24 protein-coding genes are annotated in these 23,605 nt (G+C 68.4%); 12 read left to right on the top strand and 12 right to left on the bottom strand.

Annotated features, from left to right (window positions below):
- Nucleotides 1-2 precede the first annotated feature (2 nt).
- On the bottom strand, nt 3-977 hold the full coding sequence (locus tag ACNUDN_RS00835) for a pirin family protein (RefSeq protein WP_419120183.1): 975 nt from the start codon (nt 975-977) through the stop codon (nt 3-5).
- A 143-nt stretch (nt 978-1,120) separates the two neighbouring features.
- Between ACNUDN_RS00835 and ACNUDN_RS00830 the strand changes: the two genes are divergently transcribed.
- On the top strand, nt 1,121-1,360 hold the full coding sequence (locus tag ACNUDN_RS00830; protein ID WP_419120182.1) for a hypothetical protein: 240 nt from the start codon (nt 1,121-1,123) through the stop codon (nt 1,358-1,360).
- Between the two features lie 25 nt (nt 1,361-1,385).
- Here the strand turns inward: ACNUDN_RS00830 and ptsP are convergent, their stop codons facing one another.
- Nucleotides 1,386-3,185 carry a phosphoenolpyruvate--protein phosphotransferase gene (ptsP, locus tag ACNUDN_RS00825; RefSeq protein ID WP_419124954.1) on the bottom strand — a complete coding sequence of 600 codons (1,800 nt, stop codon included), beginning with the start codon at nt 3,183-3,185 and terminating at the stop codon, nt 1,386-1,388.
- A 42-nt stretch (nt 3,186-3,227) separates the two neighbouring features.
- Between ptsP and ACNUDN_RS00820 the strand changes: the two genes are divergently transcribed.
- The 9 genes from ACNUDN_RS00820 to ACNUDN_RS00780 all read left to right on the top strand — a co-directional run bounded on the left by ACNUDN_RS00820 (nt 3,228) and on the right by ACNUDN_RS00780 (nt 13,852).
- Nucleotides 3,228-4,007 carry a DeoR/GlpR family DNA-binding transcription regulator gene (locus tag ACNUDN_RS00820; RefSeq protein WP_419120181.1) on the top strand — a complete coding sequence of 260 codons (780 nt, stop codon included), beginning with the start codon at nt 3,228-3,230 and terminating at the stop codon, nt 4,005-4,007.
- Nucleotides 4,004-4,981: a 1-phosphofructokinase gene (gene pfkB, locus ACNUDN_RS00815; RefSeq protein ID WP_419120180.1), complete on the top strand. Its 978-nt coding sequence runs from the start codon at nt 4,004-4,006 to the stop codon at nt 4,979-4,981. The genes ACNUDN_RS00820 and pfkB overlap by 4 nt, the downstream gene beginning before the upstream one ends.
- A 23-nt stretch (nt 4,982-5,004) precedes the next feature.
- Nucleotides 5,005-7,017: a PTS fructose transporter subunit IIABC gene (locus tag ACNUDN_RS00810; RefSeq protein WP_419120179.1), complete on the top strand. Its 2,013-nt coding sequence runs from the start codon at nt 5,005-5,007 to the stop codon at nt 7,015-7,017.
- Between the two features lie 38 nt (nt 7,018-7,055).
- Nucleotides 7,056-7,313 (top strand): HPr family phosphocarrier protein, encoded by a 258-nt coding sequence (locus ACNUDN_RS00805; RefSeq protein WP_419120178.1) that lies wholly within the window; start codon nt 7,056-7,058, stop codon nt 7,311-7,313.
- A gap of 242 nt (nt 7,314-7,555) precedes the next feature.
- A complete protein-coding gene (mycP, locus tag ACNUDN_RS00800) occupies nt 7,556-8,902 on the top strand; it encodes a type VII secretion-associated serine protease mycosin (protein WP_419120177.1) in 1,347 nt (448 codons plus the stop codon).
- On the top strand, nt 8,899-10,296 hold the full coding sequence (gene eccE / locus ACNUDN_RS00795) for a type VII secretion protein EccE (RefSeq protein WP_419120176.1): 1,398 nt from the start codon (nt 8,899-8,901) through the stop codon (nt 10,294-10,296). The genes mycP and eccE overlap by 4 nt, the downstream gene beginning before the upstream one ends.
- A 31-nt stretch (nt 10,297-10,327) precedes the next feature.
- Nucleotides 10,328-11,935, top strand: a complete 1,608-nt coding sequence (locus tag ACNUDN_RS00790) for a PPE domain-containing protein (protein ID WP_419120175.1) — start codon at nt 10,328-10,330, stop codon at nt 11,933-11,935.
- On the top strand, nt 11,932-12,270 hold the full coding sequence (locus tag ACNUDN_RS00785; RefSeq protein ID WP_419120174.1) for a YbaB/EbfC family nucleoid-associated protein: 339 nt from the start codon (nt 11,932-11,934) through the stop codon (nt 12,268-12,270). Before ACNUDN_RS00790 ends, ACNUDN_RS00785 begins: the two co-directional genes overlap by 4 nt.
- Before the next feature lie 619 nt (nt 12,271-12,889).
- The gene (locus ACNUDN_RS00780) at nt 12,890-13,852 is read left to right on the top strand and encodes an ESX-1 system-associated protein (protein ID WP_419120173.1); all 963 of its coding nucleotides are present in this window, start codon (nt 12,890-12,892) and stop codon (nt 13,850-13,852) included.
- A gap of 704 nt (nt 13,853-14,556) precedes the next feature.
- Here ACNUDN_RS00780 and ACNUDN_RS00775 read toward each other — a convergent pair.
- On the bottom strand, nt 14,557-14,826 hold the full coding sequence (locus ACNUDN_RS00775; protein ID WP_419120172.1) for a hypothetical protein: 270 nt from the start codon (nt 14,824-14,826) through the stop codon (nt 14,557-14,559).
- A gap of 21 nt (nt 14,827-14,847) precedes the next feature.
- Nucleotides 14,848-15,195, bottom strand: a complete 348-nt coding sequence (locus tag ACNUDN_RS00770; RefSeq protein ID WP_419120171.1) for a hypothetical protein — start codon at nt 15,193-15,195, stop codon at nt 14,848-14,850.
- A gap of 4 nt (nt 15,196-15,199) precedes the next feature.
- Here ACNUDN_RS00770 and ACNUDN_RS00765 point away from each other — a divergent pair, with 4 nt between their 5' ends.
- Both ACNUDN_RS00765 and ACNUDN_RS00760 read left to right on the top strand, forming a co-directional pair.
- Nucleotides 15,200-16,015 carry an EspK C-terminal domain-containing protein gene (locus tag ACNUDN_RS00765; protein WP_419120170.1) on the top strand — a complete coding sequence of 272 codons (816 nt, stop codon included), beginning with the start codon at nt 15,200-15,202 and terminating at the stop codon, nt 16,013-16,015.
- A 15-nt stretch (nt 16,016-16,030) separates the two neighbouring features.
- Nucleotides 16,031-17,098: an ESX-1 system-associated protein gene (locus ACNUDN_RS00760; RefSeq protein WP_419120169.1), complete on the top strand. Its 1,068-nt coding sequence runs from the start codon at nt 16,031-16,033 to the stop codon at nt 17,096-17,098.
- Here ACNUDN_RS00760 and ACNUDN_RS00755 read toward each other — a convergent pair whose 3' ends face one another.
- From ACNUDN_RS00755 to ACNUDN_RS00720, 8 genes are all read right to left on the bottom strand, one after another.
- Nucleotides 17,099-17,410, bottom strand: coding sequence for a WXG100 family type VII secretion target (locus ACNUDN_RS00755; protein WP_419120168.1), 312 nt, complete (start codon nt 17,408-17,410; stop codon nt 17,099-17,101). It lies immediately after the preceding gene.
- Nucleotides 17,407-18,129 (bottom strand): hypothetical protein, encoded by a 723-nt coding sequence (locus tag ACNUDN_RS00750; RefSeq protein ID WP_419120167.1) that lies wholly within the window; start codon nt 18,127-18,129, stop codon nt 17,407-17,409. Before ACNUDN_RS00750 ends, ACNUDN_RS00755 begins: the two co-directional genes overlap by 4 nt.
- An 8-nt stretch (nt 18,130-18,137) precedes the next feature.
- Nucleotides 18,138-19,664 carry a type VII secretion integral membrane protein EccD gene (gene eccD / locus ACNUDN_RS00745; protein ID WP_419120166.1) on the bottom strand — a complete coding sequence of 509 codons (1,527 nt, stop codon included), beginning with the start codon at nt 19,662-19,664 and terminating at the stop codon, nt 18,138-18,140.
- Entirely contained in the window at nt 19,661-21,040 is a 1,380-nt protein-coding gene (locus ACNUDN_RS00740) for a MinD/ParA family ATP-binding protein (protein WP_419120165.1), read from the bottom strand. The genes eccD and ACNUDN_RS00740 overlap by 4 nt, the downstream gene beginning before the upstream one ends.
- A gap of 90 nt (nt 21,041-21,130) precedes the next feature.
- Nucleotides 21,131-21,427, bottom strand: coding sequence for a WXG100 family type VII secretion target (locus ACNUDN_RS00735; protein ID WP_419120164.1), 297 nt, complete (start codon nt 21,425-21,427; stop codon nt 21,131-21,133).
- 33 nt (nt 21,428-21,460) lie between these two features.
- Nucleotides 21,461-21,769 (bottom strand): WXG100 family type VII secretion target, encoded by a 309-nt coding sequence (locus tag ACNUDN_RS00730; RefSeq protein ID WP_419120163.1) that lies wholly within the window; start codon nt 21,767-21,769, stop codon nt 21,461-21,463.
- Nucleotides 21,770-21,872: 103 nt separating this feature from the next.
- Nucleotides 21,873-23,183, bottom strand: a complete 1,311-nt coding sequence (locus ACNUDN_RS00725; RefSeq protein WP_419120162.1) for a PPE family protein — start codon at nt 23,181-23,183, stop codon at nt 21,873-21,875.
- Nucleotides 23,184-23,201: 18 nt separating this feature from the next.
- Nucleotides 23,202-23,498 carry a PE family protein gene (locus ACNUDN_RS00720; protein ID WP_419120161.1) on the bottom strand — a complete coding sequence of 99 codons (297 nt, stop codon included), beginning with the start codon at nt 23,496-23,498 and terminating at the stop codon, nt 23,202-23,204.
- Between the last annotated feature and the right edge of the window lie 107 nt (nt 23,499-23,605).

Raw genomic sequence — 23,605 nt, 5'->3', positions numbered from 1 at the left:
CGTCAGCGCAGCGGGCGGTGCGGCATCAGGGCGTTCGCCGGGACGGTGCCGAACCTGCCCGCCTGGAAGTCCTCGACGGCCTGGAGGAGTTCGGATTTGGAGTTCATCACGAACGGGCCGTACTGGAACACGGGTTCGCGGATCGGCTTGCCGCCCAGCAGCAGTACCTCCATCGCCGGGCGGTGGGAGTCCTGCGACCCGTCGGCAGCCACGGTGATGCGGTCGCCCGGTCCGAGCACGGCGAGCTGCCCCTGCTGAATCGGGTGGCCGAGCGGACCGACCCCGCCTCGGCCGGACAGCACGTAGACGAGTGCGTTGAAATCGCGGTTCCAGGGCAGGCTCAGCCGGGCGCCCGGTTCGATGGTGCTGTGCGCCAACGTGATCGGGGTATAGGTGCTGCCCGGTCCGCCGTGCCCGTCGATTTCGCCGGCGATGATGCGCACCAGGGCCCCGCCGTCCTCGGACGACAGCAACCCGACCTGGTTGCCCTCGATCGCCTGATATCTGGGATCGGCGAACTTGTCCTTCTTGGGGAGGTTCACCCACAGCTGGATGCCGTGGAACACGCCACCGCTCTCGACCAGTTCGGCCGGCGGAGTCTCGATGTGCAACACACCCGATCCCGCGGTCATCCACTGGGTGGCGCCGTCGGTGATCAGCCCGCCGCCACCGTGCGAATCCTGGTGCGCGAAGCGGCCGTCGATCATGTACGTGACCGTCTCGAAGCCGCGGTGCGGATGCCAGTCGGTGCCGCGCGGCTCCCCGGGCTCGTACTCGACCTCGCCCATCTGGTCCATGTGGACGAACGGGTCGAGATCTCGCGCGGGCACGCCGGCGAACGCGCGGACGACGGGGAAGCCCTCGCCTTCGTATCCGCGAGGGCCGGTGGTGACCGACCGCACCGGGCGTTCGGTGTCGGCGGGTGCCGCCGCGGTGATGCGGGGCAGGGTCAGTGTGTCGGCGGTGATGGCAGGCATGGCCGGAACAACCGGACCACGGTCCGATTAATTCCCCGGGTCCGGCGTGCCACGCCGGTAGAGACGGCGGCCGGTTGCGACGGACATCGGTGGTGACGGAACTCCGGAGCGCGGGTACCCCCCTCCGGCGAAAGGAGATACCGGTGACAGATCCGAACACAGACGCGACCTGGCAGGTCGTCGTCGGCGTCCTGCACGATGCGGGCGATCCGGCCCACGGCGCGCAGGAGACCTCCCTGGTCGACGGTCCGGAAGCCGAAGCGCGCCGGGTGTACGCCGACGCCACCGGGCACGCCGCCGACCACGGCTACGAATACGTCATCCTGCGCCGCGCGGGCACCGATGTCGAGTCGTGGCCGCAGGAGACGGGCTGGACGGTCTGACCGGATGGGCGACCTGGGGTCGCGGTCAGGCCAGGACCGCGAGCGCGGCCGCACGCGCCTGGGCGGCGCTGGCGGTCACCAGCACCGCCTCGGCCGCCTCCCGGCACTGCGCCAACGTGACCTGAGCCAGTCTGGCGCCGACACCCTGCACGGCGGCCGCGGCCGCGGATAACGAGGTCACGCCGAACCCGGTGAGCACACAGGCCAGCAGCGGGTCCGCAGCGGCCTCACCGCACACACCCACCGGCTTGCCCACCGCCTGGCCGGCCTTGACCGTCATCGCCACCAGCGCCAGCACCGCGGGCTGCCAGGGATCGGTCAGCGTCGCCAGGTCGGCCGACATCCGGTCGGCGGCCATGGTGTACTGCGCCAGGTCGTTGGTGCCGATGGACAGAAAGTCGACGTGGTCGAGGATCTTGTCGGCGAGCAGTGCCGCGGCGGGCACCTCGATCATGACTCCCGGAGTGAGGCCGTGCGACCGCGCTTTGTCGGCGAAGTGCTGCGCCTCGTGCGCGGTGGCGATCATCGGTGCCATCACCCAGGGCGGGTTACCGGTGCGCTCGGCAGCGGCGGCGATGGCTTCGAGTTGGTGGTCGAGCAGGCCGGGATTGTTGGCGGCGATCCGGATGCCGCGCACACCCAGGGCCGGATTCGCCTCGTCGGGGTGGCCGGCGAATTTCAGCGGTTTGTCCGACCCGGCGTCGAGGGTGCGGATGACCACTTTGTTCCCGGCGAAGGCGTCCAGCACCTCCGAATAGATGGCCGCCTGTTCGTCGACGGTGGGTTCGGTGTCGGTGTTGAGGAAGCACAGTTCGGTGCGGAACAGGCCAACCCCCTCGGCCGGGGTCTGACGGGCGGCCCGGGCGGCCGCCCCGTCCTGCACGTTGGCCAGCACGGCCACGGCGTGGCCGTCAGCGGTCGCGCCGGGCCCGGACCAGTGCGCCGCGGCCTCCGCGGCGTGTCTGGCCTCCGCCACCGCCGCGCGGGCCGAGGCGTCGTCGGGGGCGACGGTGACGGTGCCGACGGTTCCGTCGACCAGCACCATCTCCCCGGCCGGCACGTCGTCGAGCCCGGTGACCGCGACGACGCATGGGATGCCGAGCTGCCGGGCGATGATTGCGGTGTGGCTGGTGGGGCCGCCGAGAGTGGTCGCGAGTGCGACCACCAGCGCGGGGTCCAGCCCGGCGGTGTCGGCGGGCGCCAGATCCTCGGCGCACAGGATCGACGGTTCGTCGGGCAGCGGCACGCCCGGCTCGGGCAGTCCATTCAGCTCGGCGACCACGCGGTCGCGGATGTCGCGCAGATCGGTGACACGCTCGGCCATCAGGCCCCCGAGCTTGGTGAACATCTCCACGAACTGCTCGATCGCGCCGTTGACCGCGCGCACCGCGGGCGCGCCCTCCTTGATGCGCTTCTCCGCGGCACCGAGCCAGCCCCGGTCCTGGGCCAGCGTCGCGGTGGCGGCGAGCACCTCCGACGCCGCACCGGTGGCGTGTGCGGCGCGCTCGCGCAGCCGCCCGGCCACCGTGGCCGCGGCTGCACTGAATCGCTCTCCTTCTGCCGCGCGTTCCGATTCGGGCAGATCGGCCGAGCCGGCGCCCTCGGCGGTATCGCCGGCCTTGAGCGCTTCGGGCAGCGTGCCCGGCCGGATCACCGGCGCGTATTGAACTCCCGGCACGACGGGCACTCCGTGCAGGACGGTGCCGGAAGGTCGAGAAGGTCCAGCAGGTCCGGACGGTGACGTGAGCGAAGACGACGCGGTCATGTGAACCAGGTTACAAGAAAGCGTTGACAAGTCAACACATTCAGGAGTAAAACCAAACATATCAACATGCATTTGGGTCGAAACCCACATTCACGGAGCGCCATGTACCCCGAGGAACGACAGCAAGCGATCGCATCGCTGGTGATGTCCAAGGGGCGCGCATCGGTCACCGAACTGGCCCAGACCTACGATGTCACCACCGAGACCGTGCGCCGCGACCTCGCTGTCCTCGACAAGGCCGGCATCGTGCGGCGCGTGCACGGCGGCGCCGTCCCGGTGCGGGCCCTGCATCTGGTCGAACCCGGGGTCGGGGAGCGCGATGTCACCCGCGCCGAACACAAGGACGCGATCGCCGCGGCGGCCGCGGAGTTCTTCCCGCTCAGCGGCGCCAGCGTGCTGCTCGACGCGGGCACCACCACGATGCGCATCGCCGCCCAGATTCCCACCGACCGCGAGCTCGTCGTGGTCACCAATTCGGTACCGATCGCCGCGCGGCTGGCGACCGTGCCGTCGGTGTCGCTGCAACTGCTCGGCGGCCGGGTGCGCGGACTCACCCAGGCCGCCGTCGGGGAGCAGGCGTTGCGGGTGCTCGACACCCTGCGCGTGGACATCGCGTTCATCGGCACCAACGCCATCAGCATCGAACACGGACTGTCCACCCCCGACAGCGAGGAGGCCGCCGTCAAGCGAGCCATGGTCCGGGCGGCCAATTACGTTGTGGTCGCCGCGGATTCATCGAAGGTGGGACGCGAGGAGTTCGTCAGCTTCGCCCCCATCGCCAGTGTCGACACCCTCATCACCGACCCCGAGATCTCTGCCGCCGCCAGCGCCGAACTGGGCCAGCACGGCGTCGAGGTCATCTGCGCAGGAGGCCCTTCGTGATCGTGACCGTCACCGCCAATCCCAGCATCGACCGCACCGTCACGCTGCCGTCGGCACTGACCCGGGGCGGCGTGCACCGTGTCACCTCGGTGACCAACCAGGCCGGCGGCAAGGGGGTCAACGTGGCCAAGGTCCTGACGATGGCCGGGGTGGACGCCGTCGCGGTACTACCTGCCGCCGACCATGATCCGTTGTTGACCGCCCTGGAATCGGCGGCGGTTCCCTACCGCACGGTGACCAGCACCGAACCCGCGCGCACCAATCTGACGATCACCGAACCCGACGGCACCACCACCAAGATCAACGAACCGGGCGCCGCGCTCGACGGGCAGACCCTGCAGACCTTCACCGCCGCGGTGCTCGACGCCGCCGAGGGCGCCGACTGGGTGGTGATGTCGGGTTCGCTGCCCCCGGGGGTGCCCGCGTCCTGGTACGGCGACGTGGTGGCGGCGCTGGCAGCGCACAACTGCCGGATCGCCGTCGACACCTCCGATGCGCCGCTGGCTGCCCTGATCGGCTCTCTGGACCGCGGCGCCCCCGACCTGATCAAGCCGAACGCCGAAGAGCTCGCCGGGGCACTCGGATTGGCACCGCAGGCGCTCGAAGATGCGGTGTCGCACGGCGACCCCGAGCCGGTGGTCGCGGCGGCCCGGCAGCTGATCGACCGGGGCATCGGAGCGGTGCTGGCGACGCTGGGCGCCGCCGGTGCGGTGCTGGTCGACCGCAACGGTGCCTGGATGGCGACGCCGCCGCCCATCATCCCGCGCAGCACCGTCGGCGCCGGCGACTCGTCTCTGGCCGGCTATGTGCGCGCCGAGGTCGGCGGCGCGGTCCCGCCGCGGCGACTGCAGATGGCCGTGGCCTACGGCAGCGCCGCGGCCGCCCTGCCCGGAACCACCCTGCCCACACCCGCCGAGATCGACCTCAATGCCGTTCAGGTATCGCCGATCTCGCCTATTCCCGCCACCCAGTGACGACAAGAGACGAAGGTAGTGCCATGACCAGCCCCACCGCCCCCATCATCACGCGCGACCTCGTGCTGCTCGACGCGGACGTCGACGGTGACAAACAGGCCGTCATCGCCCGGTTGGTCAGCACACTGGCCGCCGCCGGACGCACCAACGACGCCGACGGGCTGATCGGCGCGGCAATGGCCCGCGAGGAACAGTCGGCCACCGGGCTGCCGGGCGGCATCGCGATCCCGCACTGCCGGTCCCCCTACGTCGACACCCCGACCATCGGGTTCGCCCGGCTGACCCCGGGGGTGGACTTCGGCGCTCCGGACGGTCCCGCCGATCTGGCGTTTCTGATCGCGGCACCGGACTCCGGCGGCCAGGAACACATGAAGTTGCTCTCCAGCCTGGCACGCGCCTTGGTGCGCAAGGACTTCGTGGAGTCGCTGCGCAACGCGTCGTCCCCCGACGAGGTGGTCAGCCTGGTCGACGGTGTCGTCAACCCGTCGCCGACCGCGCCCGCACCGACCCCGCAGACAGCAGCCCCCACGGCACCGGCGTCCCCCGCCGCGAAGCCGGTCGAGGCACCCAAGACCGTCGTCGCCATCACCGCCTGTCCGACCGGCATCGCCCACACCTACATGGCCGCCGATGCGCTGGCCGCCGCGGCCAAGGAGGCCGGGGTCACGCTGGTCGTCGAGACCCAGGGCTCGTCGGGCAGCACCCCCATCCCGTCGGACACCATCGCCAAGGCCGACGCGGTCATCTTCGCCACCGATGTCGGGGTGAAGGACAAGGGGCGTTTCGCCGGCAAGCCGGTAGTGGCCTCCGGGGTCAAGCGAGCGATCAACGAGCCGGCCAAGATGATCGCCGAAGCCGTTGCTGCCGCGGACAATCCCGACGCGGCCCGGGTCGAGGGATCCGGCACGTCCACCCCCAACGCACCGTCCGGTGATGTCGGGTGGGGCACCCGGACGCGGCAGATCCTGCTGACCGGCGTGAGCTACATGATCCCGTTCGTCGCCGCGGGTGGTCTGTTGATCGCGCTGGGCTTCCTGTTCGCCGGGTATGAGATCGCCGACACCGGGAATGACATCGCACTGAACTACTCGCTGACCAGCCTGCCGCCCGGCGGCTTCCTGGAGTATCTGGGCGCGATCCTGTTCACCCTGGGCGGTCTCGCATTCGGGTTCCTGGTCCCGGCATTGGCCGGCTACATCTCGTTCGCGATCGCCGACCGGCCGGGTATCGCACCCGGTTTCACCGCCGGAGCGCTGGCGGTGTTCATCGGCGGTGGCTTCATCGGCGGCATCGTCGGCGGTGTGCTGGCCGGTTTCGCGGCGCTGTGGATCAGCAGCATCAAGGTGCCGCAATGGTTCCGGGGCCTGATGCCGGTGGTGATCGTCCCGCTGTTCGCGTCGCTGTTCGTCGGGCTGATCATGTTCTTCCTGGTCGGGCGGCCGCTGGCCTGGGTCAACACCAGCCTCACCGAATGGCTCAGCGGGATGTCGGGTACCTCGGCGATCCTGCTCGGCGTCATCCTCGGCCTGATGATGTGCTTCGACCTGGGTGGGCCGGTCAACAAGGCGGCCTACGCGTTCGCCACGGCCGGCCTGGCCGCGGCCACCACCGCATCGTTCGAGATCATGGCGGCCGTGATGGCCGCAGGCATGGTGCCGCCGCTGGCGATGGCGTTGGCCACCACCATCCGGCCGGGGCTGTTCAGTGAGCCCGAGCGCGAAAACGGCAGGGCCGCCTGGCTTCTGGGAGCATCGTTCATCTCCGAAGGCGCCATCCCGTTCGCGGCGGCCGATCCGCTGCGGGTGATCCCGTCGATGATGTTCGGCGGTGCCATCACCGGCGCGCTGTGCATGGCATTCGGCGCGACGTCACGGGCCCCGCACGGCGGCATCTTCGTGCTGTTCGCGATCGACAACAAGCTCGGATTCGTCATCGCCCTGCTGGCGGGCACCGTCGCCGCCGCACTGGCCGTCGTGGCCGCCAAACAGTTCATCAAGGCCGGCGCCAAGACCGAACCCGAACTCGTCTCCGCCTGATCGTCCCGCCCATCCCCTCACCCATAGAAGGAGAACCCATGCCCAGCAAGACCGTCACCGTCGGATCGGCCATCGGCCTGCACGCCCGGCCCGCGGCGATCATCGCCGAGGCCGTCGTCAACGCCGGTGTCCCCGTCACGCTGTCGATGGACGGCGGTGAACCCGTCGATGCGGGGTCCGCTCTGATGATTATGACCCTGGGCGCCGGCAACGGTGCCGAGGTCACCGTGTCCTCCGACGACGAGGGTGCCCTCGACACGGTCGCCGATCTGGTGCAACAGGACCTCGACGCCTGACGCCGGGCGCACCGGCCGGGACGGCATTCACCGGCGTCCCGGCGCCCGGGTCCGCCCCCGACGCGGTTGCGGCCGAAAAGAAAGCGGAACGACCCCTCGTCGGACACCCTTAGCATTGCCGATGTGCATTCAACGCGTAGCCTGGTGCTGGTTTTCTGGGCGGCGCAGCTGCGGCCGACGAGTTTGCTGACGACCCGTGCGCACAGTGTGCGACGGTCGGATGGTGCGGGGGGTGACAACGGGTGCGGCGTGCTGGTGCGCTGATCGCCGCGCTGTTGCTGGTGCTGCTGACCGCTCCGCCGGCGGTGGCGATCGAACCGCCGATCATCGATCCGGCGGCGATCCCTCCCGACGAGACCGGTCCGGACCAGCCGATGGAGCAGCGCCGCATCTGCGCGGCGCCGACCGTTTTTCCGGACTCGAACTTCGCCGACCGGCCCTGGGCCAGCGATTACCTGCAGCTGGCGGAGGCCCAGAAGTTCGCCACGGGTGCGGGCATCACCGTCGCGGTGATCGACACCGGAGTCAATGGTTCACCCCGGGTGCCCGCCGAACCCGGCGGTGACTTCGTCGACCAGTCCGGCAACGGCATGTCGGACTGCGACGCACACGGCACGCTCACCGCGGCCGTCATCGCCGGCCGTCCGGCACCCACCGATGCGTTCGTCGGCGTCGCCCCCGACGCGCGGATCCTGTCGCTGCGACAGACCTCCGACAGCTTCTCCCCGATGGGGGCCCGCAACGATCCCAACGATCCCAACGCCACCCAGACAGCCGGTTCGCTGCGCAGTCTGGCACGGGCCATCGTGCACGCGGCAAACCTCGGTGCTCAGGTCATCAACATCAGCGAGGCGGCGTGCTACAAGATCACCAGGCCCATCAACGAGGCCGTGGTGGGCGCCGCGATCAACTACGCGGTTAACGTCAGAGGGGCCGTCATCGTCGTCGCGGCGGGGAACTCCGGCAGCGACTGCACCCAGAATCCGCCGCCTGACCCCGCGGTCCCGGCCGACCCGCGAGGATGGCGCCAGGTGCAGACGATTGTCTCGCCGGCCTGGTACTCACCGCTGGTACTCACCGTCGGCAGCATCGCGCCGAACGGTCAGCCGAGCGGGTTCTCGATGCAGGGACCGTGGGTCGGCGCTGCCGCGCCGGGTGAGAATCTGGTCGCGCTCGGCTATGACGGCAACCCCGTCAACGCCCTGCAGGGTGAGGACGGCCCGATCCCGATCAGCGGCACCTCCTTCTCGGCGGCCTACGTGTCGGGGCTGGCGGCACTGCTGCGACAACGCTTCCCCGAACTGACGCCTGCTCAGGTCATCAATCGAATCACCGCCACGGCCCGGCACCCCGGCGGCGGGGTGAACAACGTGGTCGGGGCGGGCGTCATCGACCCGGTGGCCGCACTGACCTGGGATGTCCCGCCAGGCCCGACCGACATCCCGTACAACGTCAAGGAGATTCCGGCGCCGGTGCACGTGCCGCCACCCGATCGCAGGCCGGTCACCGCAGTCGTCGTGGTCGGCGTCGGGGTGGCAGCGTTGCTGGGTGTCGGGGCGTTGGCGCGGCGCGCACTGAGGCGCCGATGACCCGGTTCCGCTCGATCTTCGGCTTGCGCTTCAGCACCGGTCACGCGCTGTGGGCGGCGGTGCTGATTCCGGCGTGCATCCTGGTGTTCGCGCGCATGGACCTGACGTGGCTAGGCATCACCCTGGCGGTGCTGGTCGGTCTGGCATCGGTGGTGGCCATCCGCGGCCGCCGCCTCACTGGCTGGGTGGCCGCGCTGTGGGCGTGGCGCCGCCGGCACAAGCAGCCTCCGCCGGCTCCGTCGGAACCGGCGGTCGGCGCCACCGTGCTCCCCGGTGACCATGTGGCGCTGCGGTGGCAGGACGGGTACCTGGTGGCGGCGATCGAACTGGTCCCGCGGCCGTTCACCCCGACGGTGATCGTCAACGGCGCGGCCGCCACCGACGACGTGGTCGACACCGGACTGGTCGAAGACCTTCTGTCCGCGCACTGTCCCGACCTGGAGGCCGATGTGGTTTCGGCGGGCTACCGGGTCGGGAAGACGGCGCCGGCAGCACTCGTCGGGCTCTACGAACAGGTGGTGGGTCCTTATCCGGCGCCGGCGAATCGACGTACGTGGATCGTGTTGCGCGCCGACCCGGACAAGACCCGCAAATCTGCGCTACGCCGCAACGAAGGGGTTGCCGGACTTGCGCAGTACCTGGTGTCGTCGACGACGAGGGTTGCCGATCATCTCGCCGGCACGGGTGTCGATGCCCGCCCGGCCCGCAGCTTCGACGATTTCGACCGTGCCACCGAGATCAGTTTCGAGCACGAGACGTGGTCGATGGTCAAGGGCCGCAGCACATTCACCGCGGCTTACCACGCGCCCGGCGGGCCGGATGTGTGGTGGTCGGCGCGCGCCGATCACACGCTGACGAGGGTACGGATCGCGCCCGGAGCGGCCCCGACGACCACTGTGCTGTTGACCACGCTCGCCAATCCTTCGACTCCCCGCGGCTTTTCGTGCCTGTACGGGGGGCAGCGGGCGGCACTTCTGGGTGAGAACCCGGTGACCGACCGGCATTACGAGTTGCCGATCGGCTCGGCGGGCGTACTGGTCGGGGAGACAGCAGACCGGTACCCGGTCTACATGCCCTTCGACGATGTGGACGTCAGCATCAACCTGGGCAACGCGCGTTTGTTCACGCAGTTCGTGGTGCGCTCGGCCGCAGCCGGCGCGGTGGTCACCCTGCAGCCGCAGTTCCAGGAGTTCGCCGGATTCGTCAACGCGCGGATCGGGTCGGTGGCCAAAGTGTCCTGGCCGCATGCCACCACCTATCTGCGACCCCATCCCGGCGTCGGCCGGGTCATGTTGCGGGACAGCTTTATTGCGACGCCCCGACACAAGCAGCTCCCCATTCGGCTGATCAACCCGCGGGAAGAGAGCCGCTACCAGATGGTTCTGGAACCATGATCATCGGTGTTCGACGCCGCGAGGAGGCATAGTGGGCGAAGAACTCAAGGTCGACCCCGATGACCTCGACCGGAAAGCGGAGACGATCGAGGGCATCTCGTGGAGCGACGATCTGGGCGCCGACAGCGTCGTGGACCCGGACAAGCTCACGCCGACCACGGCCGCGGTGCGCAATCTGGTCAAGAACGCCGAAGCGCTGGCCGCCGAACAGAACTGGGGCAAAGCCGAAAGCAGCAGGCTCGCGGAAACTCTGAGATTGGTCGGGCAGGCCTACCGAGCTGTCGACCAAGCATCCGCCGGCAGCATCGACAGCACCATCCCCGGTGGCACGTCGTCGGCGCCCGCACCGGTGCCCATCGGAGCGAACTCGATTCCCTCCACGCCACCTCCCCCTCCGATGCCCGGGTTCGAGAACGTCGCCGGCGATGCTGACATCCTCGACCCCATCGAGACCGACAACAAGCTCTCTGAAGGCGACGAGGCGGCCGCACTGCGCGCCGCAGCGGCAAAGTGGACCGCCAACGCCGCGCGTCTGGCAGAAGCATCAGTCCCCTTCGAGATCAAGATCCAGAACTGGGAAGGGGCCGCAGCCGAGGCGGCTTACACGAAATTCAAGGCGTTCGGCGGTTGGTTGCAGACTCTGGCCGGTAAGTGGACCCAGCTCGCCGCGGAGGCCCAGAAGCTCGCTGCGGCGCATGATCAGGCCCGGGCGGCCAACGCCCCGCTGCGGGCGCAGTATGAGGCGCTGCAAACCCAGCTGATGACCACCCCGATGGACGGTGGCGCCCGACGCGCTGTCCAGCTGCAGATGGAGCAGCTGTATCAGGAGTCGGAGGCTGTCCGGGAGGCCTATGCGAAGGCCGGGCAACCTACCCCCGTGCAGCCGCCGCAGCCGCGCCCGGACGCCGTCGCCCCCACGGCCGCGGTGACCGGCAACGGCGACCCCCGCCAACGTGGCGTTGCGGCGCAGACCGAGGGCGAGGAGCGTCAGGGTGGTGAAGGCGCCGGGCAGTCGCCGGGGTCGGGCGGACAACAGCCGGGTGGGCAGCCGCAGGAGCCGCCGGCGGCCCCGATGTCGGCGCCCGAGCAGATGGCCCCACAGGCCGGGCAAGGCGCGCAGCAGGCTGCGCAGCAAGGTGGTTCGCAGGGCGGCTCTCCCGGTGGTTCGCCCGGCGGTGGGCCTGCGGCCGGCTCACCGGGTGGTGGATCACCGACCGGGGCGACGCCCGGTCTCGGCAAGGGCGAGCCGAGGTTCCCGACCGACCCGAGCCTGCGCCCGGCCGCTGCCGGCGGCGGGTCCGGCGGAGGCGGTGGGGGTGGCGGAATCCCCGCTGCGCCAATGCAACCGGCTGTCGGCGCGGAGACCGTGGCCCCGACGCCGATTGTCCCGGCGGCGGCCGGCCCCGCTGTCGGGGCAGGATCCGGGGGCGCGGTCGGCGGCGGCATGGGCGGCGGCGGGATGGCGCCCATGATGGGCGGTGCGCACGGCAGCGGTGCCGGTGAGAAGAAGCGCAATCCGCTGCTGTCGCCGGATGAGCCGCTCTACGTCGAGGAGCGGCCGCATACCGAGCAGGTCATCGGGGTTCGGCCGCGGCGCAGGGGTGCAGGGGATGACACAAAGAAGGGGGACACGCAGTGAGCGACGAGATGCATCCGGATGTGGCTGCGGTGCTTCGACAGGCACGGCGACTGCAGTCGATCATGGATGAGCAGTTGGACAAGATGGCGACCGAATCGTTCACGGCGTCCGATGAAGACGAGACCGTGGAGGTGACCCTCAACGGTCATCAATGGCTCAAGGATGTCTATATCCAGGACGGACTCTTGCGACTCGGCGCCGAAGAGGTCGAACGGCGGGTGAACGAAGCGCTGCACAAAGCCAATGCGGAGGCCTCGGCGTCAATCGACGCCGACCGCGAGCGGATCGATGCGGTGGTCGCCGAGATCACTGCGGAGATGACCGATCCCGAGTAAGCGATGCCTGCCGCATGCCACTCGATGTTGTACACCCGGTGCTGGGGTCGGGACTGTTGCGGCTAGCCCGCGGACGCCGACCGGAGACACCGTTGCTATGGGACGAGACATCGAGTTCGGCCATTCTTCGGCGGCGCAAGCATTGTGAGTTTGGTTTGTGAGAAACGTCCGCAGGATGCTGCTCGCTATATCGGGTTCTGATAGGAAATTGACTCTCTGGAAAGCCAGTCTTCCGAATCTGCTGACGCAGGAGGTGCGTGATTTCGCCACCTCCAGCACAAGTCCGCCGCCCGGCGAAGGAGCGAGCTGGATGCAAATCAGTGACATTCAGTAAGTCATACGTCTCGTATTCTGGATGAGATAAGGGGCTTGGTTGCGGGGCGGAGTCGCGTCTGACGCGGAAGGGGTTGTGGATGAAGCCGCAGGCGCGGGAGTCGGTGACGTGACCACGCCACCACCCGGGCAGTGGCCGCCACCTCAGCCACCGCGTAGCGGCCCACCGCCGGAACCGCAGGGTCATCAATCGACATGGCACCGGGGGCAAGGAGAGTGGGGACAGCAGCACAGCGACCGTCGACGGCCGGACAACGTCGGCAAATGGGTACTCGGTGGGCTGGCCGTGCTGGTGATCATCGTGGTGACGACCCTTGTCACCACCCTTGTCTTACGAGGCTCGGATACGCGTAAAGATCCCACCGCGGCTCCACTGACAAGCGCCTCACCGGTGAAGTCAGACGTCGCGAGCGCCAAGGACGACGGTCCTGTCACCGTGATTACCCAGGATCCGACGTGTGAAGCTTGGATGTCGGTAGTAGCGGGGTTTGCCCATGCCTCGGATGGCGGTTGGAACACGCGCGACCCCAAGATCCCTGCAACGCAGTGGACATCAGAGCTTCGCAATCAGTACCAGGCGGTAGAGGCGGCAATGCTCGAAGCCTCCCAACGGACAATCGACCTCGCGAAGCAAACACCTCATCGCGTCATGCGAATCCTCTACGAGCAGTTCGCTGCTTATAGTCGCGCTTACATCGATCGCCTACCTAGCTATCGCGAGCCTGACGATCACTTGGTTCGCGTCGCTATTGGCTTCTCGACAGGTCTCAATGCCATTTGCGACTCGATTGCTTTTGGTGTCGCCGGTGCGCGAGCTCCACTCGTTCCGGGAGCGAGTGCGCCGCACGGCATAGACCGCGACCCTCGACCCGAGGATGCACAGATTTTCCTGAACTCTCCTTCGAGCATTTGCGATCAGTGGCTGTCCTCTGCAAAGCGCTTTACAGACGACACGGCCGCGTGGCGCACGGTTGATCCCAACGTTTCATCCGCGGATTTGAACGCCGACCAACGAATGATCAATGCAGAGGTTGCGCCCATCATGGAAAAGTTTGCGACCGAAACTCAGTTGATGGGCCTCCAAAGTGGAAATGGTGCGTGGGCCGACGTAGCCACACTGAGTGCTCAGTATCGGAGAGCGTACGTTAGCGCACTACTGACATACGTTCCTGCCGACAACAACCTGCAAATTGCTGCAGGCTCTTTAACGGGCGCCATTAGTGAAGCGTGCCGCGCGGCCGGATACTGACGTATGGGAATCTACAAGGCGGCAGGGGAATACATCGAGGAGATGACCGAGCACCCCGCATGGCCCGAGGTCGATGAGGACCAGTTAAACGCACGCGCCGCGGAAATCACGACGACCCTCCATCACCTCACCCGGGTTCAGCAGTCCTGGCAGAGTCAGCATTCGGAAATATTCTCAAACGGGCTGTGGAAGGGTAGCGCCGCTGATGCAGCGGCTGCCGTTGTGCAGAATCGGCTCGTAGAGATGCAGACATTGTGCAGCCACCTTAATGGGGCGGTCTCTTGGTACCAGCTAGCTGCGCGAACAGTGGCTGACGCCAAAATGTCGGTGAATGAGAATCTCAAAGCAGCTCAGGAGTACTTCGCGACTGTTCGTAGCTTGCCAGGACTGGAGGAATCGGAAAGGGAAGCTCTAATCCAGAATTGGATACGTGCACAGCATTCAGTCAATGTCGCTGTTGTTGTCGGCGGGGTCGCGGCGTTGCCCGCCTTCAACTCGTGGCAACCAACCCCGCCACCATCTCGGACGCCTACCATTGTCGACCATGTGCCTTCGAAGGGCGAGATCGACTTTTTCGGGCCTCAAACGCAAGGCCCGGCGCCAGCCAGGGCCAATCACGTTGCCAATCCAGCCAAACCCATTCTGGAACAAGCTATACCAGCCGCTCCATCGCCCCCATCATCTGTTAGGGCCCCTGCTGACGTTCATAACCCGAGTAGTCTCTCCAGCCCGGGCCCTTCTTCGTCATCCTCCCCTTCCAGCCCCTCTTCCCCCGGCAGCCCGCTCGGCAGCGCCAGTCCCTCGGCCGCCGGTTCGGGCACACCGTCGACGCCCGCAACATCAACATCAAGCTCGTCCTCCGGATCCGGCTCGCCGTCGACGGGAGCAGGCGCCCCGTCCGCGGCCGGAACCGCCGCCGGCCAACCCGCAGGTGCGGCTGCCTCCGCTGACGCGGCCAAAGCCTCCCGTGCCACACCGATGCAGCCGTTGACCACTCAGGCGCCGCCACCGCTCGCTTCGTCGGCGCCGGCCTCGTCCCCGGCTCCGGCACCGCAGCCCAGCGGCCAACCCGCGACAGCACCGCCAACGGCGTCGGGCGGGGCGAGCATGGGCGGTGCAGGCGGCGGGGTGTCCGGCAGCGCCGGTCCCGCCCCGGTGGGGGCACCCACGCCGGGAACTCCCCCCGCGGCCCCGCCGGTACCGCTGGCCCCTCCCACTTCGCCGGCACCCCCGGGCCCTCCGGCCGCAACCGGCGCCCCCAGCGCCGGTACCGCAGGGCTCGGCCCCGGCGTCGCTCCTATGTCGACGTCCAGCACCAGCGGCACTGCCGCCGCAGCACCCATTCCGGTGTCTGCCGCGCGGGCTGAGCGCGACGCGATTGCGTCTGCCTCCACAGCCGGCGCTCTCCGCCGCACGACCAACCGCAGCGATCCGCTGCAGCAGGCGCGGCACATCGGCGCCGCGCTCAACGTCGGCGTCATGGACTTCGGCTTCTACTGGGTCACCGGTGTGACCACCGACGGGGCGATCGTCGTCGCCAACAGCTACGGACTCGCCTACATCCCCGACGGCGTCCGACTTCCCGAACAGGTGCGGATGGCCACCGCTGACGAGGAGATCCCCGCCGCGCAGCGCGCCACATGGGTCACCTACCCGATTCTTGCGGTGCAGGGTTGGGCCCAGCATCATAACCAGCAGTTACGCGCCGTCGTCGCGACCGAGGAGCAGTTCGCCAACTTCGACCCCGGCGTCGCCAAGATCATTCTGACCCACGATGACATCCCCGACAGCGGAGAAATGCAGGGCCGCAGCCGGTTGGAGGTGCTTGCCCCCGCTGCAGCTCAAAAGCTCAGTGCGGTGAGCGATTTCGGTCTCAACGATCTGCTACCCCCGGCCTCGGCCGATATTGAAGCTCCCGCAGATGACACTGCGCGACTCTGGTTCGAGGTCGCCAAGCCTCTGATGAGCACCAATCCGCAGCGCGCAGTCCCGCACCTGAGGGCTTTCGTCAGCTATGCCAACCATTCCCAACAGCTCGCCCTTCACCAGGCCCACAACGCCGCCGAGCCGGCCGATCAGCGGATCGCCATCGCCGATTGGGTCTACTGGCAGCATCTCGAGACGCTGATGAGCGACGCCATCGGCGCCAACGCCTCCGTGTAGGTACCTTCGGAGACGATGTTTCCGCCACCTCTGCGATTGTGGCCGCGCCTGGTTCGTCTCTGCCTTCCCGGCTTTCCGCCCGGCGGGCGACGGCAGACGTGGACTGTCGCGGCGTCCATCCTGGTCGTGCTGGCGGCGGTGAACGTGGTCCTGCACGCCGAATCTCCGGGCGCGCCGTCCACGCCACCGGTCGCCGCGCCGCCTCCTGCCCCGGCGATCGGCATAACCGGCGGGGTCGCGAGTGCGGGCGATGTGAAGCCGGTGGGCATCATCACCGACGATCCGACCTGCGCGGCTTGGGAACCGATCACCGCGGCGCTCAACACCACGCTCGCCGACGGGTGGCATCGGCGGGATCCGGCGACACCTTCCTCGCAGTGGACCGCCGAGCAGCGCCGACAGTACCGTGCCGCCGCCGGCGCGATGCGTGAGGCGGCGGAGAAGGCGGTCACCCTGGCTGCCCGGACACCGCACCGCGTCATGCGAGAGCTCTACGAGCAGTCCTCGGCATATTGGCGCAGCTACGCCGACGGCGTTGACGACTACCGCCCGACGCACGACCATCTCGCCCGAGCGGCCGGCGAAGCCGCCGGATCCATCCAGTCCATCTGCGCCGCCATCGATTTCGGGGTGGCCGAGTTCCGGCATCCGCTGGTGCTCCCCGGACTGCCGGCGATACCCGAGGGTGCGATTCCCCGAGCACTCAGGCCGACGCGCCTCGTCACCGAAGCCTCGGCCTTCTGCGCTGAGTGGACCTCGATGGTCACTGACTACGACGGCCGGACTCGCGAGTGGCGCGACCGACACGACCCGGACGTGCCTGCCTCGCATGCCTCTCCGGACGTGCACACGCTCAGCGCCGAGGTCGCGCAGGTCATGCGGCAGCACGCCGACCAGTCTCAGCTGCTCGGACTGCTGAGCGGCAACCTGGCCGTCGCCGATCTCGCCGCACTCTCGTCGCAGTATCGCCGAGCATTCGCCACCGCGCTGCCTACCTACGGACTGCCGGACCGTCATCTCGATGACGCGGCAACCCGGCTGCAGTCCCTGACCGACCAGGCGTGCCGAGCCGTCAGCCGGTAGTCATTGTGGCGCCGGGATGCCGACACCGTCGATGGTGGCGCCGGAGACCTCATCGGTCGCGTCGTAATTCGCGGCGGCGCTCGCCAGGTCTGACCCGTAGCCGCGGGCACGCTGCGCCACAGTCTCCATCCGAACGGCGATGGTTGCCTGCGCGGCGCGACATGCTGCCGCGGTTGCCAGTTGGGGTATCGCAGCTGCCGCATCCCCGAGCGGACCGTCCACCCGCAGTGCGGCCAGATGGTCTCCGGCGGCAGTGAACTCGCCGCCGACGCGGCGCAGCGCTTCGGTATCGACCTCCAGTGGCGCCGTCACAGGTCGATCCCGTCGACGGCCTCGGCGGCGCGGTGACGGCCCGCACGCTGGTCGTCGTCGGAGGCCTTGTCCTTGGCGTCGGGAGCACGTTCTGCATCGGACTCCGCGGCGGCGCCCTGCGGTTGTCCGTCGGATTCCGCAGGTACAGAAGCACCGGCGGTGCCGTCTGCGCCCTGTTGTCCGAGCTGGCCGACCACCTGCTGAACCTGCTGTCCTGCTTGCTGAGCGCCCTGCGCCATTCCCTGGGGCACGGCCGCCGCGGCACCCATCACCTGCATCGGCATCTGGGCCATCTGACCCACCATTTGCGAGGGCGTCCCCGTCATCTGACCCGCGGAGCCGGCTCCACCGCCGGCAGGAGCAGCTGCACCGCCCAGCCCGCCGGCGCTCGACTCGGCGGCGCCGGCAAGGTTCTGCGTCCTGGCGGTGATGGCCGCGCCGTTGCGTGCATCGGTGGCGGCATAGGCCTGGGCTGCCTTGATCACGTTCTGTGCGGTGGTTTCCGCCTGCTGCCGAATCAGCGGCAACTGTGTGGCGATCGGCTCCTCGATCGCCGGAATCTGCCCGATGATCGCGGCCGACAACGGGTCGCCTCCTGCCGGCAGGAACGGTGCAGGCACCTCCGGTAGTTGCCGCGCCGCCCCCAGTAGTGCACCGCCTGCCGCGCTCAACTCCTCGGGATGCACCGAGAGAGGTGGCGGTGTGCCCCCTGTCGCCATATCGCCCCCTAGAACCGTAGGTTTCGCAGCACGTCGTAGACCCCGGCAATCCACAACAGCATCGGAATCACCGCGGCGATGGTGGCCCCGTCCAACAACTCGAAGATCCGCTTGGTGACCGGCGAGATTCTGCGGACCCCTTCGCTGGCGCCGACGACGATCACGGCCACCAGGGCCAGTCCCGTGTAGACGGCCAGGATCTGCCACGCCCGGTCGGGGTACCACAGACACAACCGCACCATGACTCCGGTCGGGACCGCCACAGCCGCCGCCATCAGTGCCCACGCGCACCACCGCTCGGCGTAGAGCCGCGAGCGGAATCCGCACAGCAGGGTCACCAGGACCGCGACGGTGAAGCTGTGCACGAAGAAATGGCCTTGCACGACAACAGCTACCGAGCCGACCGTGAGAATCAGCGCTCCCGCGCTCAAGAATCCGATGAGCAGCCGCTTGGCCAGCCGGCTTCGCTCCGTCAGCCGCGCCGCCGAATCGGGGACCGACGCGATGATGGCCTGCCAGGTCTCGGACTCCTCCGACGCATCGGTGGCGGTGACCGGGTCCAGCAGCTCGTCGTTGGTCACCGTCTCACCCGGCGCCGGAATCGGCGGCAACGCGATACGCGCCACGGCCACAGTGAGTTTGGCTGAGTTCGTCACGACGATCAGACCGAACGCGATCGCGCCGGCCGGCACCCATGCCTCCCAGCCGTACCCGAACGCGACCGCCGCGAGGGTCAGCGCCAGGGCGACCACGGCGAGAAACGCCGCGACCTCCGCTCTTCGCCGCGGGCCGCCGCGGGTGGCCAACACCAACAACAGGACCAGCGCCCCGGCGCCCGCGATCTGGGGTGCGCCCAGCGAATCCACCCCGTCGGGCAACGGGACCGCCAGCACCACGGCTCCTGCCAGCGCCACCGTCGAGGACACCAACAGACTTTCGGCCATGCTCAGATTCGAGAACCGATTCTGGGCCAGCATGCTGGCGCCCATCAGCCCGACCCCGAGCACGCCCAGGGCGACGGCCCAGCCCCAGTGGCGACCGGTCGCGGCCCACGACAGGACCGCGACTGTCGTGATCACGAAGGCAGCCAGCGGGAGAGCCAGTCCGACGAAGCGGTACAGCGCTCCCCGGTCGAACTCCGGTGTCTCGTCGAGCACGGCGATCGCGTCGATCACGTCCTCGACCAGCGGGCGGTAGCGTTCGGTTCGGCTCACCGACACCACGGTCAGCAGTGACCCGTCGACCACGCCCGCGTCGTCGAGCGAGTCGGTCAGCCGGATCGGAGGCGCGCCCGGCCGCGCGAACGACCACACACCCTGTGCCTTGAAGTCGAAGCCCGCAAGCACATCGGCGGGGGTGTCGGCCAAGATGTCGGCAAGTACCGAGACTGTCTCGTCGATGTACGTCTCGATCGGGACAGCCGAGGGCAGGACCAGGTCGGTCATGCGTCGGCCCGTCAGGATCGTGACCCGCGTCGTCGACGGTCGACCCGGCGCGGTACCCGCCGACGATGGCGGCGCAACCGTGGCGGTCAACGCCGTTCGAGCCTGTCGAAGTCGTCGGACAGCGAGGCGGCCAGCTCGACGATCCTCCGCTCGAACGCCTTGCCCAACAGCCCGAGCTGGATCTCCGTGCCCGCCGCGATGTGTTTGTCGAACGGCAACACGATGACCCGCCCCGGCGCTACGTGCCGCTCGAACTGTTGGACGAGGTCTTCGACATCGATGTTCGGCTTACCCGGCGTCACATGGTTGATCACCACCGAGGACCTGCCCAGCAGATCCTGATAGCCGTTCTGGCGCAGCCAGTCCATCGTGATCGCCGCCTGCCGCGCCCCGTCGATCGATGCGCTCGCCACGATCACCAGGCCCGACACGGTCGACAGCACACCGCGCGCTCCGGGCTGGAACAGGCCGGCGCCGCAATCGGCCAGAACCAGGTTGTAGTAGCGCGAGACGATCTCCGTGGCGGTTCGCCAGTCCTCGTCGTTGAACTCGCGGCGCGCGGCGCTGTATTCGTCGGACGAGAGCACCTCCAGATTGGAGGCGTTCATGCTGGTGTACGCGCGGATGTCGTTGTAGCGGTGCAGTTCCTTGTCCGACAACAGGTCCGCGATCGTCGCTGCGGACTGACGGCCGGCCCGGTCGGCCAGGTTGCCACCATCGGGGTCGGCGTCGATGGCCAGGATCCGGTCGCCGCGGATGTTGGCAAGTGCCGAGCCGAGTGCAACGGTCACCGCGGTCTTCCCGACGCCGCCCTTGAGGCCGAACACGCCGATGTGGTACGAGTCGCGGGCATTTCGGCGGATTCTGGTGTGCAGATCCAGTTCGTAGAGCTCGTCGGGCGAAAGTCCCAGATTGATCCGCGTCATCACGTAAAGCCAGTGCCGCCAACCCCGTTGCGAGGGCATCTTCACCGCGGATCGGACGCCGACATGGGACAGGGCGTCGATGGCGCGGTGGTTGCCCATGGTGGCCGCCGACGTCGGCGTCACCGCCTGGCGATGGTCGGCGCCGTCGACATAGAACTGCGACGGCGCGGGTGCGGGCGCATGCCGGGGAGCGGGCGCCGGCATCGGGCGTTGCTGTTCGTGCCGGGCGCCGGTGTGCGGCGCCGACTGGGGCGCGCGCATCATGCCGTTGTTGGGCAGGCGTTGCGGGACGGGCGGCGGCGCCGGTTGGGGATCGTTGACCGGACTCATGACCTCGGTCTGCCACGACTGCGGCGCCTGAGCGGTCTGGCTGCGTGGCGGCGCCGCCGGCATCGGCGGCGGGGTGGCGTCGGTGCTCGGTGCGCCACTGGGGGACACCCCGGTGTCCCGGCCGGCCGGCGGCGTGTCCCGGTCGGGGTCCTCTTCGGCCGATCGGACGGTATCCGGGGAGTGGAAGAGCCGGTCATAGTCGGCCGACATGGTGTACCTCTCAGGGGTTTCGGGTGTAGCGGTGCCGGCACGCGGTGGGCGACCACGGCTGCGCCGGTCGCCCACCGGCGTGTGCAGCTCTTAGGTGAACATTCCCATCACGTTCTGCTCGGTGCCGCCCATGTCGACGCCCGAATCGCGCACCGCCTGCGCGAGGCTCTGCAGCGCCAGGTTGAGCTCCTCGGAGTTCTGGTTCCAACGCTGCTGGACGGCCTCGTAGGACATCGCGCCGTCACCGCGCCAAGTGCCCTGCAGGCGATTGAGCGCCCCCTGGCCCTCGGCCAGCAGACCGTTGACCTTGCCTACTGCGCCGCTGATATCGCCGGAATCGGCTTCGATACCGGCGAAGTTGTAATTGATCGAGCCTCCGCTGTTCACAGCATTTCTCCTTCAGTTCAGGGGTGTGGTGTTTTACAGGACGTTGCTCATCGAGGCCGCGACTCGAGCGGAGTTGTCCGCATCGGTCGCCTCGTACTTGACACCGCTGAGCTGAATGTTCTGTGAGATGTCGGTGAGCAGCCGGATCTGCTGATCGGATGCCTCCTGGTAGCGCAGCAGGGCCGCCTGAGCTGCCTTGCCCGCGTCGGGGGTGTCCATGTTGACCGCGAGCGCGGCGGCGACCGACTCGACCTGTGCACGAACGGCGGTGAGCTCGCCCGCGATTCGATCGAATGTCCCCGCCTCTGTCGCTAACGACGCAACATCTGCCTCAAGTGCCATGTGCTGACCTTCTCTCCGTTACCGGCGTTTCGGTTTACCTGTTCCCTCGCCGTTCGGCGAGCCCTCCCGACCCAGGCGGCCGGCAAGTTTGTGGGGTGGACGACTACCAGTCGTCGTCCTCGTCTTCGCTGAGGTCGTGCTCCAGGGGCGCCGGCGCGTTCAGGCCCGGCTTGTTTCCACCGCTCTTCCCGCGCTGGCCCAGCATTCCCATCGGGCCACCGCCTCCCATGCCGCCGGCGCCCACCGGCGCGAGACCCGCCCCCGCAGCAGCCCCGGGCCCGGCTCCCACCGCGACCGGGCTCAGGGTGGGCTGCAGCCCGGAGCCGACAAGGTTCGACATCAACGGTGTGCGCGCCGCGGTGCCGCCGGCCCCGGGCAGCGAAGCAGCCCGAACCAGGCCGGCGCCCGTCGCCGCGCCCGAGCCGCCGATCGCGGGATGGTTGGAAAACGGTGTCGCACCGATCATTCCGACCTGGGCGCCCTTATCCCCGCCCATCATCTGGCCGAACAGCGACGAGACCTGCTGCAGCGGCTGAGTCAACTGCTGGAACGGCTGCGTGACGCCCTGCATCAACTGTTGGGGCGCCTGCCCCAGCGTGGAGCCGAGTTGGGAGGCCATCTGCATCCCCATCTGCATGCCCTGCTGGGGCGCCTGTTGGAGAAGCTGCCCCTGGTCGGCCTGGGAACGGCCGTGGTTGGCCGCCTGATGCAGCATGCCCTCGACCCGGCCTGCTTTCTGGTTGAGTTCGTCGAGCTTGCCGATCGAGCTGACCTTCGTGAACGTCGCATTGCGGGCGACGGCGGTGGCCATTCCGGGGGTCGCACCGGCCAGTCCGGTTGCCAACGCCGCCTCTGCACCACCCGGCAGCACAATGGGTTTCGGCGGCGCAACCGGCTCGAACGTGGTGTTGAGCATGGTCTCGGTCTGGTAGGACGTCATCACCGCGGCGGCTTGATTCCACATCCGCACGTAATCGGCTTCGTTCACCGCGATCGGAACCGTGTTCACACCAAGGAAGTTGGTCGCGTTCAACACGGCGTTGGTCACGTGGTTGAGCTCGATCTCAGGCAGCTGCGGGGTGCCCGTCGCGGCGGTGGTCCACGCGGTCGCCTGCGCCGATGCCTGAAGGGCCCGCTTGTGTGCCTGCAACGAGAGCATCCGCAGCCACAGCACCATCGGCATCGCCGCGGTGATGGCCCGTTCGCTGCCCATTCCCTGCCACATCTGGGCCAGCGACGTGAGGCTGGCGGTCAGCTCATCTGCCTGCGTCTCCAGCGAGATCGCGAACGCTTCCCAGCCGGCCGCCGCCTGCAACATCGGCACTGCTCCGGCGCCGGCCTGCAGACGTGACGTATTGATCTCGGGAGGAAACGCTCCCCAGATCGGAGGGATGGGAATGCCGACGGCAGCCATGATTCGGGCGGACTCGACTCAGATGAGGGTGGCGCCGTTCGCGGCGTCCACGGCCTGATAGACACCGGCGATCTCGATGACGGCGGCTCCCGCACGCGCGATCTCCTCCTGGGCGAGCGCGTTGATGCCCAGGGTCTGGATACCTTCGGCGGCGAAGGTCAACGCAGCCGCTGCCGAAACCTCGTCGGCGCCCGCGGGTGCGAGGGCACTGACCTCCGCGGTGGCCGCGGTTCCGGTCGCCAGGCCGCGCGCACCGTTCGCGGTCACCTGTCCGCCGATGCCGGCCGCTGCGGGATTATGACTCAGTGGTTGCATTTGCTGTTTCCTCGCTGGTCTAAACACATGGGTGTATTTAGTTATCGGGCATCTACGTTGATACCCAGCGGGAGACGCATTTTGACTCCCCCGTCAGAATTTGCCTT

It is taken from the genome of Mycobacterium sp. smrl_JER01 (genome assembly GCF_048513595.2).
In the GTDB taxonomy this organism is placed as follows: Bacteria; Actinomycetota; Actinomycetes; order Mycobacteriales; family Mycobacteriaceae; genus Mycobacterium.
This window is presented reverse-complemented; position numbering and strand designations above follow the sequence as displayed.

Bases quoted from the DNA above. Each gene is read 5' to 3' on its own strand.
- ACNUDN_RS00835 (WP_419120183.1), bottom strand. From the start codon at position 977: ATGCCTGCCATCACCGCCGACACACTGACCCTGCCCCGCATCACCGCG.
- ptsP (WP_419124954.1), bottom strand. From the start codon at position 3,185: ATGTTTGGTTTTACTCCTGAATGTGTTGACTTGTCAACGCTTTCTTGT.
- ACNUDN_RS00820 (WP_419120181.1), top strand. From the start codon at position 3,228: ATGTACCCCGAGGAACGACAGCAAGCGATCGCATCGCTGGTGATGTCC.
- ACNUDN_RS00810 (WP_419120179.1), top strand. From the start codon at position 5,005: ATGACCAGCCCCACCGCCCCCATCATCACGCGCGACCTCGTGCTGCTC.
- ACNUDN_RS00805 (WP_419120178.1), top strand. From the start codon at position 7,056: ATGCCCAGCAAGACCGTCACCGTCGGATCGGCCATCGGCCTGCACGCC.
- eccE (WP_419120176.1), top strand. From the start codon at position 8,899: ATGACCCGGTTCCGCTCGATCTTCGGCTTGCGCTTCAGCACCGGTCAC.
- ACNUDN_RS00770 (WP_419120171.1), bottom strand. From the start codon at position 15,195: ATGGGTGCTGCGGCGGCAGTGCCGCTGGTGCTGGACGTCGACATAGGA.
- ACNUDN_RS00760 (WP_419120169.1), top strand. From the start codon at position 16,031: ATGTTTCCGCCACCTCTGCGATTGTGGCCGCGCCTGGTTCGTCTCTGC.
- ACNUDN_RS00750 (WP_419120167.1), bottom strand. From the start codon at position 18,129: ATGGCGACAGGGGGCACACCGCCACCTCTCTCGGTGCATCCCGAGGAG.
- ACNUDN_RS00740 (WP_419120165.1), bottom strand. From the start codon at position 21,040: ATGTCGGCCGACTATGACCGGCTCTTCCACTCCCCGGATACCGTCCGA.
- ACNUDN_RS00730 (WP_419120163.1), bottom strand. From the start codon at position 21,769: ATGGCACTTGAGGCAGATGTTGCGTCGTTAGCGACAGAGGCGGGGACA.
- ACNUDN_RS00725 (WP_419120162.1), bottom strand. From the start codon at position 23,183: ATGGCTGCCGTCGGCATTCCCATCCCTCCGATCTGGGGAGCGTTTCCT.
- ACNUDN_RS00720 (WP_419120161.1), bottom strand. From the start codon at position 23,498: ATGCAACCACTGAGTCATAATCCCGCAGCGGCCGGCATCGGCGGACAG.